This window comes from Geitlerinema sp. CS-897, assembly GCF_028368005.1.
GTDB classification, from domain to species: domain Bacteria; phylum Cyanobacteriota; class Cyanobacteriia; order Cyanobacteriales; family Geitlerinemataceae; genus Baaleninema; species Baaleninema simplex.
The window spans coordinates 25590-39264 of the sequence record NZ_JAQNCQ010000135.1; the positions used below are offsets into that span (position 1 = coordinate 25590).

Consider the following 13675-nt stretch of genomic DNA (forward strand, 5'->3'; position numbering starts at 1 on the left):
GCGAGGTGTCAAATAATGCAAGATTGGGAATTTTTGATTCAGCGCGAGGGGGAACGAGTCTGGCGACCCCTACCGTCAGACGGCAAGGCGATCGCGACGGGACGCTATCGTATTGTGGCGAAAACGACGTTCAAAAATGCGATCGCTGAAATTCGGGTTCTGTATACTCCCCCGACGGCATCTCAGCTGAGGGAAACTCCCAGTTCGGACTCGCAACAGTGCGATCGCTGCGTGCGACAGACGGAAGAGGACGGGTCGTTACTCGTCCTGTCGCCGACGGAGTTGTTACCGGGGCGATGGGAACTTAGCTGTGCGGCTCCGGTGACGGTAGAACGTCCAGAACCGACTCGCCGCGCGACGGTTTGTTTGCACGTCGATGGGGAAACAGCCATCGCCTCGCCGGATGCGGACGCGCCCACTGACGATCTCGCTCCCCTACCGGAACGGTCGGCGTTACCGACGCGATCGCCTCGTTTGCATTTGACCCTCGCTCGCGAAGCCCTCACGGTGAAATCGGGGGAACCGCTGGCGATTTCTGGAGAAATTGCCCGGATCGACGGCTCGACAGAGGAAAGCGCCATCCGAGGGTTACATTTACGCATTCGCTTGCGAGAACCTCAAAGTTTGCGAGTGGTGGCGACCGTGCAACGGTTACTTTCGTCTCAGACGCTGCCACTGTCGTTTTCTTGCGAGATGGAGATCCCCGAAACTTGTACGAGCCGGTTGATTTTAGGGGAAGTGTTGCTGTGCGATGCGGTTCCTAACGTGTTGTCGAAGCAGTCGTTTACGGTTACGGCGCGGTTAGATGCCTTGCTCGAGGCGATCGCTGGCGGACAGCTCGACCGGTCGATCTTACAGCGATCGGCGATCGCCCCCGAACCCTATCGCTCTCCCAAACGCGCCTCTGCCCCCCCTCCGCCTCCCCTCGATGCGAAAACGGCTGAAGCGTTGCCCCCTCAGTTAAGCGATACGGCCTCGAAATCCGCTAAAGGGATCGATCTCCCCAGCTTCGGCAACGCACCGCCGTCTCAGGAGTCCTCCGACCGTCACGCTCCCGCGAAATCGTCGATGGAAGCGGCAAACAATCCGTTCGGTACTTTCGATTCCGAACCGACAGCCGAACCGACAGCCGCCGATGTCCCCGAACCGTCTTCTGCGCCTTCGCCAAATCCCTCGCCCCCTCAACTTTCTCCGGTCGATCGCGCGTTTCAAGCCCTCGATTTACCCAATCGCTTCGCCTCGCGCCTCAACGACTTGGCAAGAGACGACGAATTGTCGGCGTGGTTGGCTTCGAGATCGGATCGTCGTAGCAATCCGTTCGACTTTGGAGACGAGACGGCGGAACTTTCGCAATGGGAAGCCCAAGAAGTGGTAGTCGATGACGATTTCGGACTGGCGTTGCCCGAGGTCGATCGCTCCGAGGACTCTGGCGAGGCGGTGTTAGAGGCTCCGCTGCTTCCGACTCCAGAACTGGAGATCCCGAGTGGAGATTTGACGGTCGGACGTCCGGTCGTCGTGCGGGTGCGACTTCCCGAACCGTCGGCGGGTATGGTTGTGAAACTCTGGATTCGCGATTTGCAGAACCAAACACTCATCGACGGGCCGCGATGGTTGACGGATTTCTTTCTCCTCGGGAACGGACAACAGGAATCGTCGGTTCAGCTCTCGATTCCTCGCGGCGGGTTAGACGTTCAGTTCGAGGCGATCGCGGTGGATGTAGACACCGAACGGGAAAGTTATAAAGCGACGGTATCGCGCCGCGTGTTACCCTCGGGTTCGCCGACGCTACCGTTAGGACAGGGAGACGCGTGATATGACAAAGCCAGAGAAACCCCTCACGGGAGACGCGCTGGTAAAGGAAGTCTGTCGCCGGATTCGCGTCGCACGCAGTTACTGGGACGCTCATAATAACGCGGCCTGTCGCGGCGAGCGGGAACGGGCGTTAGTGCTGTACGATCGCTTGACGAAGGAACAAAAAGATCGGATTCCGCAACAGTTAAGGGTGTGGTTGCGCTATCGCAGCGAGAAATATTTTGGGGCGCACCGCACGCCGCCGAAGTCGAAACGCAAACGGCACACGCGAGGTCGGAAACCGCGTCGAGGAGTTTGAGTCGCGATCGCCCCGGTACATCTCAACTTTTGCAATCGGAAATCGATCGCTTTTAATCCTGCGAACGATCGGTTCGCGATCGAACTCGAATTAGTTCTAATATGTCAGGTCTAAACCTGTTATCACCGCCACAAAGCTGGAATTTTCCCACACGTAAACTCCCAAGAGTTGAAGAGTAAACGATCGCCGAGATCCCCTACAGTTTTTTAAATTGTTTTCTCAGGCAATTCACATTATAGCAAAATCATTTGAGTTTTGAACGCACTCTTTGGTTGGAATCGCCGTGCTACAGTACTTTCCAATTACAAGATTTCACGAATCTGTTGGGCTGTCTATATAGCAGTACGACTTCGTTTGCGGATTGTTTTCAGAATAGATCGTTACGGTATGGGGTTTTCAGCCGATCTGTTTCCGCCAACCATTTAGGATTGCTATGTATATCTACATAACTTACATAAATATTGAATAGTATTAAGTCGAGCCATTAGCTCTCGACATCTTGAATTGAATCGTGCCATATTACAAACAGAAAGATACTATTTCAACCCAGAAAATATTCTCATTTTATCGAGGGACTACACAACCCAATGGCTCTTAGTAGCTTACATAATAACTCGAGGCGCGTGTTAACTTTTCCAATCGTCGCGATCGTCGAGGTATTCTCGATCGGCTGTCTTTTATCGCGTTCGGCAGTGTCACAAATCGTTCCCGACGAAACACTCCCAAACCCCTCTCAGGTCACGCTCGACAACAATATCCATACCATCGAAGGCGGAACGACCGCAGGAAACAACCTATTTCACTCCTTTGAGGACTTTTCCGTTCCGAGAGGAGCTGAGGCGTTTTTTAACAACGCTACGACGGTCGAACGTATCCTCACCCGCATTACGGGAAACCAAATCTCGAATATCGACGGGTTAATTCGAGCCAACGGGACGGCGAACTTGTTTTTACTCAATCCCAACGGCATCGTCTTCGGAGAAAACGCTCGGTTAGACCTCGGTGGTTCGTTTTTCGCTACGACAGCCGAGAGTCTCGTGTTTGCAAACGGCTTAGAATTCAGTGCGATCGCCCCCGAATCACAACCGTTGTTGAGCGTCAACGTGCCGGTGGGCTTACAATTCAACGGACGAGTGGGAGAGATTCAGGTTCGCGGTGAAGGTCACAGCTTGACGGTAAGCAATCCGCTGTTTTCACCAGTCGTCCGAGAGAATAACATTTCGGGTTTGCAAGTCAACCCCGGTCACACCCTGGCATTAGTCGGCGGTGACGTCAACTTAAACGGTGCGACGCTGACGGCTGAAGGCGGACGGATCGAACTCGGGGCAGTTGAAGCCGGGTCGGTGGCGTTGACGGCTCCCCCCACTCGCGATAGCCAGTCTTGGCGTTTGAATTACGAAGGCGTTTCCGATTTTCGAGACCTGGATTTTACCCGACAGGCGGCCGTCGATGTTAGTGGAGCTGGAGTCGGCTCGATGCAACTCGTCGGTCGGCAAATTGCCTTGAGTGACGGATCGATCGCCTTGCTGCAAAACCAAGGAACGCAGACCTTCGGTTCGTTGCAAGTACGAGCCTCAGAGTCGATCGCTTTAACGGGGACGACCCCCGACGGACTCCTTCGTAGTGGCTTTTTGCAAGAAACCCTAGACGCGGGTAACACGGGCAATATCGACATTTCCACCCGACGACTCACTGTACGGGAGGGAGGGCAAATTTTCAACCGAACGTTTGGTGGGGGCAATACTGGCAATATCGACGTTCGAGCTTCTGAATCGATCGCACCGATCGGTACGTCACCCCTCAATTCCTTAGCCCGTAGCTTCATAGGAAACGTGAGCTTCGTTCGGGGAGCGACGGGTGATGTCACGATCTCGACGCAGCGTTTGAGTATCCTCGACGGTGGGAGTTTATCCATTTCAACTTTTGGAACGGGTGCGGGAGGCAACGCCCTCGTCAATGCTACCGACACCATTGAGGTCATTGGGATCGAACCGAGAAGTCTTCTACCGAGCGTTATTTCTTCGGGAACGAACGGTATTGGTAATGCTGGCAGTTTGACCATTAACACCTCGAGAGCGATCGTTCGCGATGGCGGACGCATCACTGCTGTAACGGTCGCTAGCGGTAATGGCGGCAGACTCGTTTTAAACGCGACGGAGTTCGTCGAAGTCAGCGGAACGGTTCCGGGGTCGATCAATCCCAGCCTCATCGACGCCAGTGCCAATCGGGTTGACGAAGCGACGCAGCAAGCCTTGAGAATTCCTCCGATTCCCTCGGGGTCTCCGGGGAACTTGGAAATCAACACGCCCGAGTTAAGGATTCGCAATGGCGGACTCGTCAGCGTTCGCAACGACGGAACGGGCAACGCAGGCAGTCTCGAGATCGGTGCTGAGGCTGTTTTACTCGATCGCAGAGGAGGTATTACGGCTTCGACCCAATCGGGGGAAGGGGGAAATATTCTACTCAACGCCGATCGCTCGTTGCAGTTGCGAAACAGCAGCCAGATTACGGCTGAAGCGGGGGGAAGCGGTAACGGGGGTAACTTAGCGATCGCGGCCGATGCGATCGCCGTGTTAGAGGGGAGCGATATCAATGCCAATGCTTTGGGAGGAAACGGAGGCAACATTGAAATTGTCACTCGAGGGTTGTTCGTTGCTCCCGACAGTCAAATCACTGCCAGTTCTCAACTCGGTGTTGAAGGCATCGTGACTGTGACCCAACCAGAGATCGACACCAGTTCGGCGTTGGTGCAGTTGAGCAGTAATCCCATCGATCCGGCGACGCAAGTGGTATCGGCCTGTGACGTGGCGGCAGAAAACACTTTCGTCGTCACGGGAAACGGGGGTTTACCGCCCGATCCCACGGAGGTTCTGCACGATCGAACGGTTTGGGAGGATGTTCGGTTAACGGAAATTCAACCGTCGTCAGTCGAGAGCGGAAACGAGGAGCGATCGCCTTCTACAGAATTGGACAGTTCGCAACTGCCGCTAGTCGAAGCCACGGGTTGGCAACGACGAGACGACGGTACGATCGCATTAATTTCAACTCCACAATATCGGGCAAGACATCGTTGGATCGAACCTGTCCGTTGCGGCGATCGATAACTTAAAGTTGTTAGGGCTGGTCAAAAAGGTTCGGAAGCGAAAACGGAAGGAACAGGCTCAATTGTACGAAATTTGGGGCTTCCAGCCCTTAAGTTGAAGCCAGTGCACGGCCACTCGCCCCTACAGCAAGGGTTTCAACAAAATATAAAATTTACTTATGACCTTAAATTCAGAAGGATTCTTAAGATCGATAATTTTTTTAGTCAATTTTTGTAAATATTTCGCTGTGCCATCGGGGATCGACATCCACCTTAGCGTGTATCATAATTACGAGTGGACAGACAATTTTTCGACTCGAAGCTGTTTCCACTTTGTTAAAAAAACAATGACTTTTAGTCACTTAACAATAAATTTTCGGAGATCTTGCACTTTTCTTCTCATTACGATCGAGATATGTTCGCTCGGAGTTCTATCTTCAAATTTAGCTTTTTCACAAGTCGTTTCTGATGAAACACTCCCGAATCCTTCTCAAGTTATACTTAACAGCAATACCTATACGATTGAAGGCGGAACGACGGCGGGAAACAATCTCTTTCACTCCTTTGAAGAGTTTTCAATCCCCACAGGAGCCGAAGCCTTTTTCGACAACGCCACCAGCATTGAAAACATTCTCACTCGAGTGACGGGGGGGAATCTCTCCAATATCGACGGGTTAATTCGAGCCAACGGAATGGCAAACCTGTTTCTCCTCAATCCCAACGGCATCGTTTTTGGAGAAAACACCCGACTCGATCTCGGCGGGTCTTTTTTGGCGAGTACGGCGGACAGTCTCGTGTTTGAGAGCAATTCAGAATTTAGCGCCACGGCTCCAGATGCGACACCGTTACTCAGTATGAATGTTCCCATTGGCTTACAGTTTAACGATCGAGCCGGAGAGATGCAGGTTCGCGGTCGAGATCGTCGTTTAACAGCTTCCGATCCCTTTTTTTCGCAAATTTTCCGAAATGATGGTGTGTTCGGATTGCAAGTCCGACCCGGCCGTACCTTAGCTTTAGTTGGCGGCGATGTTCGCTTGAACGGTGCAACCCTCGCAACCGAAAGCGGACGCATCGAATTGGGTGGCGTGGGAGAAGGGTTCGTTCGTTTCATTGTTCCCTCCTCATCTGTAAATCGTTCGTGGCGTTTAAATTACGATGAGGTGTCTCGTTTTCGAGACGTACACCTTACTCAGGGATCGGCTCTCGATGTCAGCGGACATGGAGTCGGATCGATGCAACTCGTCGCCGATGAAATTCTGTTGAATCACGGCTCGATCGCCCTATTGCAAAACCAAGGTCAACAGACGTTTGGCAATTTGCAAGTACGAGCTGTAGAGTCTTTAACCTTAATCGGGACAACCTCTGATGGAATGGTTCCTACTGGCTTTCGTCAAGAAACAGTGGGCGCGGGGAATACCGGCGATTTGGAAATCTTCACCCAGCGGTTAACCTCTCTAGAAGGTGCAGCCATTACCAGTCAAACTTGGGGAGCGGGGAATGCTGGCGAGATCGACATTCAGGCTTCTGAGTCGATCGAACTCATTGGCTTTTCACCGATTAATCCCGTAGCACGCAGTCTCGTGACCAGTCTGAGCTTCGGGAGTGGATCGACGGGTGATATTACAGTTGCAGCTCGGAATTTGAGCATGATTGATGGAGGGAGCATTGGAGCTGCAACTTTTTTTGAAACCGGCTCAGCAGGAAATATCTTCGTGACGGTGACGGAGACGATTGAAGCGATCGGCGTCGAACCCACAAACTTTACGCCGAGCTTTATTGTTTCAGTCTCAAACAGTATGGGAGATGCGGGGGATGTCACACTAAACACGTCGAGAGCGATCGTGCGAGAGGGTGGACGGCTTGCCTCTTTTACCGTTGGGGCAGGTAACGGCGGCCGGTTCGTTCTCAATGCAACTGAGTTCGTGGAAGTTAGCGGAACGGTACCGGGATCGATTAATCCAAGCCTCATCGATGCGGGTGCGAATCGGGTCGATGAAGTTCTGGGAGAAGCTTTTGGCATTCCGCCCACTCCATCCGGCTTACCGGGGAGCTTGGAAATCCATACCCCCCAGTTAATTGTGAAAGATGGAGGGTTGGTTACAGTTCGCAACGACGGAATAGGAGGTGCTGGAAGCCTTCAGATCGATGCTGGAGCAATTTTGCTCGACGAAGGCGGTGGAATTACGGCTTCGACACAATCGGGAGAAGGGGGAAACCTTACCCTTCGCGTAGAGGGGTCGTTGCAATTGTGGGGGGGGAGTCAAATTACAGCTGAAGCGGGCGGAACTGGTAACGGTGGCAACTTGACGATCTCGGCTGACACAATTTCACTATTGGAAGGAAGCTCGATCGATGCCAATGCGTTTGAGGGTCGAGGCGGGAATATCGAAATTGACACCCGAGGTCTGTTTGTTTCTCCGGACAGTCACATCACGGCGAGTTCTCAACTGGGAATCGACGGTCTGGTGACGGTTACCGAACCGGAAATCGACACGAGTTCGGCGTTGGTTCAGTTAACTAGCGAACCGATCGATCTGGCGATGCAAGTGGTATCGGCGTGTGACGTAGCGGCAGAAAATACGTTTGTCGTCACGGGTAACGGCGGTTTGCCTCCTAATCCGATGGAAACGCTACGAGGTCAAACGGTTTGGGAGGATCTTCGGTTAACGGAAATTCACGATCGATCCGTCGAAGATCGATCGCTATCTCCCGAACGCGAGAGCGCCACACCCACACAACTTGTAGAAGCCAGCGATTGGCAAATTCGAGAAGACGGAACCGTAGAGTTAGTTTCGACGCCACAAAATCGGGTGGGGAATCGCTGGGGCGATCGCATCGGTTGTGGCGATCGATAATTCTTAAGGAGATTTACATGAGTATATTCACGCAAAAATTTGCGGTGAGATCGACGATGGACGTTACCTATCGCCTATGCCATACTGAGAGCGGACGGACAGCTTATCAACACAAAAAGATATTATCGAGCAGTATTGATGACTGCTAAAGACATGGACTTAAAAAGGCCACAAGGCAAGTCTAAACAATTTATTGACGTCAGTTTTTTTTTTATTTTAAACTTACTATCGTTCGGAATTCTATTTTCAAAACCTACCTTTTCACAAATTGTTCCCGATAACACACTTCCCGTTCCTTCCCAGGTCAACCTAGAAGGCAGTCGGTACACCCTCGAAGGGGGAACGGAAGCCGGAAGCAATCTTTTTCACTCCTTTCAAGACTTTTCCGTACCTACGGGTAGCGAGGCGTTTTTCAATAATGCCACCAGCATCGAAAACATCCTCACCCGCGTCACGGGGGGCAATATCTCCAACATCGATGGATTCATTCGAGCCAACGGAACGGCAAATCTGTTTCTACTCAATCCCAACGGCATTGTATTCGGTCCTAATGCCAGACTGGATATCGGCGGCTCCTTTATCGGTTCCACTGCTGACAGCCTTCAACTGTCCGATGGTAGTTTCTTTAGCGCTACCAATCCCCAAGCTCCATCATTATTAACCGTTAACGTTCCCATCGGCTTGCAGTTGGGAGCTAATTCAGGAGAAATTCGAGTTGAGGGAACAGGTCACGGACTGACCTTTGATACCAGCGATCGCTTTTTCCCACCTTTCACCCGCCCCGATGCTGTTGCGGGACTGAGCGTGCGACCGCAAAACACGATCGCCCTAGTCGGTAGCAATATCAACCTTAGCGGTGGCGTTCTCACCGCAGAAAGCGGACGTATCGAACTGGGTAGTGTCAGTTCCGGTACCGTTAGCCTGACCCCCAGTTCGTCGGGGTTCGCCCTCGAATACGATGGCATTTCTAACTTTCGAGACTTGCACCTCTCCCAACAAGCTGGCGTAGATGCGAGCGGTGCGGGGCAAGGCGGGATCTATCTAGTCGGTCGTCGGATCGACCTGACAGATGGTTCTGTCGCACTGATTCAAAACACGGACGCAACCCCGGATGGAGAGATTGCTGTCGCGGCTTCTGAATCTCTCGAAATCGTCGGAACGACTCCCGGAGGCGAAGTTCGCAGCAGCTTAAATCAAGAAACCGTGAGTTCTGGTAGTGCGGGGGATATTCGCGTTGTTGCAGGACGGTTACGACTAGCAGAGGGAGGGCAGATTATTATTCGCACCTTCGATACGGGTTCCGGGGGCAATATCGATCTCGACATTACTGAATCAATTGATATCGTCGGTTCTTCTCCTGAGAATCCCGTGCTTTTCAGCAGTATTTTTTCCATCGTGTCGGGAGGTGCGCTGGGAGAAGGAGGAAACGTCAATCTCTCTACCGAACGGCTCACTCTCTTGGATGGTGGGATCTTATCGGCTTCGACGTTTGGATCGGGAAATGCAGGCAACTTAAACGTGAATGCTTCTGAGTCCGTCGAACTGCTCGGGATCGATCCAGTCTTCGAGTCTCCTAGCGATTTGACGGTTGCCACGAATAGCAATGGCAATGGAGGAAACTTGACGTTGACGACAACTCGATTGGTCGTTGGCGATGGCGCTAGGGTGAATGCGTCCAGTGTGGAGGATGGAAATGCGGGCATCGTGACGATCGATGCTTCCGAGTCGATCGATGTCAATGGAGGAACCATCCGCTCGTCGGTTCAGTTGCCAACGAGCGTCGAAGGTTTCTTGCTCGATTTCTCGGGGCCTGCTTCTGGGATTGCGGGAAATGTGACGATCCGGACTCCCCGACTGAACGTCCGCGATCGAGGCACGATTACGGTTCAAAATGACGCTTTGAGTAATGCGGGTTCTCTCAGCATTGATGTCGGTTCTCTGCGGATCGATAGTGAAGGGGCGATCGCTGCCGCTACAGCTTCAGGCGAAGGGGGTAACATTAATCTTCGGGTGGAAGGAGCGTTAATAATGCGCGATCGCGGTCAAATCTCTGCTGAAGCAGGTGGTACGGGCAACGGCGGTAATATCGCGCTCGATACTGGGACGATCGCCGCGATCGAGGGCAGCAATATGAGTGCCAATGCCTTTGAAGGGACGGGTGGCAATATTCAGTTAACGGCGCAAGGCATTTTTCTTTCCCCAAACAGCCGTATCACTGCCAGTTCCCAGTTCGGGGTGGACGGTCTCGTTACCATTACTCAACCGGAAATCGATACGGCTTCGGGCTTGGTGGAGTTAGCCTCAGAGCCGATCGATCCGACAACGCAGGTGGTATCGGTGTGCGAGGCAGCGGCAAACAATACCTTCGTCGTCACCGGGAACGGGGGTTTGCCTCCCGATCCCACGAGCGTCCTACGGCATCGAACGGTTTGGGTAGACACTGGGTTAACGGAAATTCAACCGTCGTCAGTCGAGAGCGAGAACGAGGAGCGATCGCCTGCTACAGAATTGGACAGTTCGCAACTCCCTCTCGTAGAAGCGACCGGTTGGCAGTGGCGAAACGACGGCACGATAGAGTTAGTTTCGACGCAACAAAATCGAGTGGGGAATCGTTGGGGCGATCGCGTTGATTGTAGCGATCGATAACTTAAGACCGAAGACCGATGCTCGTTTCAGTAATTCTTCGTAAGTATTGCGCTATGCGATCGCGTATCGACATCAACCTAAATCTGTGTCATATTGCGAACAAGCAGACTATTTCTAAACCCAAAATCGTTTTTATTTTATTAAAGGAATAAATGACTTTTTGTCACTCAAACAGCAACTTTCGACGATATCGAACTATTCTTCTCGTGACGATCGTCGAGATAGGATCGCTCGGAGTTATTTCTTCAAACTCAGCCTTTTCACAGGTCGTTCCCGACGCAACACTCCCAAACCCCTCTCAGGTTACTGTTGACAACACCACCTATCAGATCGAAGGTGGAACGACGGCGGGAAACAATCTCTTTCACTCCTTTGAGAACTTTTCCGTTCCCACGGGAGCCGAAGCCTTTTTCAACAACGCCACGACGATCGAACAGATTCTCACCCGCGTCACGGGAAGCAATATTTCTAACCTCGACGGGTTAATTCGAGCCAACGGGACGGCGAACTTGTTTTTACTCAATCCCAACGGCATCGTGTTCGGTCCGAACGCTCGCCTCGATCTCGGCGGTTCGTTTTTTGCCACGACGGCCGAGAGTCTCGTGTTTGACAACGGCTTAGAATTCAGCGCCACGTCTCCCGAAGCGCAACCGTTGCTGAGCGTCAACGTGCCGGTGGGCTTACAATTCAACGGACGAGGGGGAGAGATTCGAGTTCGCGGTGACGGCCACAGCTTTACGCTGAGTGCTAGTATTTCACCGACTCTTCAAAACAGTCCGAGTTCGGGTTTGCAAGTCAATCCAGGTCGAACCTTGGGATTAGTGGGAAGTGGCACGCTCTTAGACGGTGCAACGCTAACGGCAAACAGCGGACGAATCGAACTCGGGGGAGTTGGAGTTGGGGTCGTGCGCGCGATCGCCCCGGTTGCGTCCGAGAGCCAACAGTGGCATTTCGATTACGAGGGAGTGTCTCGTTTTCAAGACGTGCGCCTCGTCAGACAAGCGGCTGTCGATGTGAGCGGAACGAGTGTCGGTTCGATGCAAATCGTCGGCGATCGCATCGGATTGAGCGGCGGTTCGATCGCCCTGTTGCAAAACCGAGGCGTACGGAAATTCGGTGAGATACGAGTACGAGCAGCTAGCGCTTTAACTATAAGGGGAACGACCCCGGACGGCATTCTGTCTACTGGCTTTCGTCAGGAAACCCTAGGTGCGGGAAACGCTGGAAATATCGAAATTTCCAGCCCGCAGTTATTGCTGCTTGAGGGCGGACAAATAACCAGTCGCTCGTTTGCAGAGGGAAATGCGGGCAATCTGAATATTCGAGCTGCCGAATCAATTTCAATTATCGGTACGCCACCACTGAATCCCCGGATTACGAGCATTATTTCAAGCAGCAGCTTTGGCACGGGAGCGACAGGTAACTTGACCGTATCGACCGGGCGTCTGAGCCTTCGCAACGGAGGCGGCTTGGCGATATCGACCTTTGGCACGGGAGCGGGTGGAAGTATCCTGGTGAATGCCACTGAGAGCGTTGAGGCGATCGGAGGCGATCCGCGAACGCTTACACCGAGTACGATTTCTGCGTCCTCGCTCGGTCCGGGTAATGCAGGTAGTACGATCGTGAACACCGCCAGGGCGATCGTTCGAGACGGCGGGCAAATTGCCTCGAGTGCTTTAGCGATGGGTGATGGCGGTAGCATCGCGATTAACGCGACAGAGTTCGTAGAGATCGGCGGAGTCGCACCGGGGTCGATCGTTCCAAGTTCGATCGATGCCAGTACGACTCAGGCTGATGAAGTATTGCGACAAGTGTTAGGACTTCCGCCTGTTCCCTCCGGTTCTCCAGGGAATTTAGAAATTAATACGCCTGAGTTAAACATTGTAGAGGGAGGGCAAGTCACAGTCCGCAACATTGGAACCGGACGAGCGGGAAGTCTTCAGATTAACGCCGAGGCAGTTTCGCTCGACAATGGAGGGGGTATTACGGCTTCGACGCGATCGGGAGAAGGTGGAAACGCGATCCTCAATGTCGAGAACTCGTTGCAGTTGCGAAACGGTAGTCAAATTACGGCCGAAGCGGGGGGAATCGGTAACGGGGGTAACTTAGCGATCGCAGCCGATACGATCGCGTTGTTAGAGGGGAGCAGCATCGACGCTAACGCCTTTGAAGGTCGGGGCGGGAATATCGAAATTGCCACACAAGGTCTGTTCGTCTCTCCCGAGAGTCGCATCACGGCCAGTTCCCAACTGGGAATCGACGGCGTGGTAGCCGTGACGCAACCGGAAATCGACACCAGTTCGGCGTTCGTGCAGTTGAGCAGCAATCCCATCGATTCCGAGACGCAGGTGACGTCGGCCTGCGAGGCGGCGGCGGAAAATACGTTTGTCGTCACCGGAAACGGGGGTTTGCCTCCCGATCCCACAGATGTTCTACGAAGTCAAACAGTCTGGACGGATACTCGGTTGACAGAAATTCAAGCTTCTCCGCCAGAGGTGGATTCTGAAGGGCGATCGCCTTCTACAGAACTGGACAGTTCGCAGCTCCCTCTCGTAGAAGCCACGGGTTGGCAGCGGCGAGACGACGGCACGATGGAGTTAGTTTCGATCCCACAACATCGAGTGGGGAATCGTTGGGGCGATCGCGTTCGTTGCAGCGATCGATAACTCGAATGCAAGGCTCGAATTTGTGAATTCACGGCAATATTGAATTATGCGATCGCATATCGACATTAACTGAAATCTGTGCCATATTGCGAACGAGGATAGAATTTCTAGACTCAGCACTATTCTCGTTTTCTAGAAAACACAAAAATTTCAATGGATGTTGTCCGATCGCCCCGGGTGCATCCCAGTTTTGCAAGTGTTAGGCGTAAAAGTCTCCATTGAGATAAGCACAGCGTTGCTTGAGGACTTGTGGAACGTTCTGACGTTCCCACTGAGCGCCGGAAATCTTGAGACGCCGACCAATCTGCTTGACCGT

General features: G+C 52.8%; 6 protein-coding genes and 1 pseudogene. 6 read left to right on the plus strand and 1 reads right to left on the minus strand.

Translation table 11 applies throughout. The features are described 5' to 3' along the window. Window positions 1-15: 15 nt before the first annotated feature. From POG22_RS08350 to POG22_RS08375, 6 genes are all read left to right on the plus strand, one after another. Entirely contained in the window at window positions 16-1812 is a 1797-nt protein-coding gene (locus tag POG22_RS08350; RefSeq protein WP_498904694.1) for a hypothetical protein, read from the plus strand. A 1-nt stretch (window position 1813) separates the two neighbouring features. Continuing rightward, the gene (locus POG22_RS08355; protein WP_063714938.1) at window positions 1814-2110 is read left to right on the plus strand and encodes a hypothetical protein; all 297 of its coding nucleotides are present in this window, start codon (window positions 1814-1816) and stop codon (window positions 2108-2110) included. A gap of 623 nt (window positions 2111-2733) precedes the next feature. After that, complete coding sequence (locus tag POG22_RS08360; protein WP_498904696.1) at window positions 2734-5214, plus strand: two-partner secretion domain-containing protein; 2481 nt, start codon at window positions 2734-2736, stop codon at window positions 5212-5214. Between the two features lie 325 nt (window positions 5215-5539). Further along, complete coding sequence (locus POG22_RS08365) at window positions 5540-8047, plus strand: two-partner secretion domain-containing protein (protein ID WP_498904698.1); 2508 nt, start codon at window positions 5540-5542, stop codon at window positions 8045-8047. Window positions 8048-8185: 138 nt separating this feature from the next. Next, entirely contained in the window at window positions 8186-10693 is a 2508-nt protein-coding gene (locus POG22_RS08370) for a two-partner secretion domain-containing protein (protein WP_498904700.1), read from the plus strand. A gap of 152 nt (window positions 10694-10845) precedes the next feature. Continuing rightward, window positions 10846-13359, plus strand: coding sequence for a two-partner secretion domain-containing protein (locus POG22_RS08375; RefSeq protein ID WP_498904702.1), 2514 nt, complete (start codon window positions 10846-10848; stop codon window positions 13357-13359). A 199-nt stretch (window positions 13360-13558) separates the two neighbouring features. Here POG22_RS08375 and POG22_RS08380 read toward each other — a convergent pair. Then, window positions 13559-13675 (minus strand): annotated as a pseudogene (locus POG22_RS08380) (ISKra4 family transposase); the annotation flags it as partial.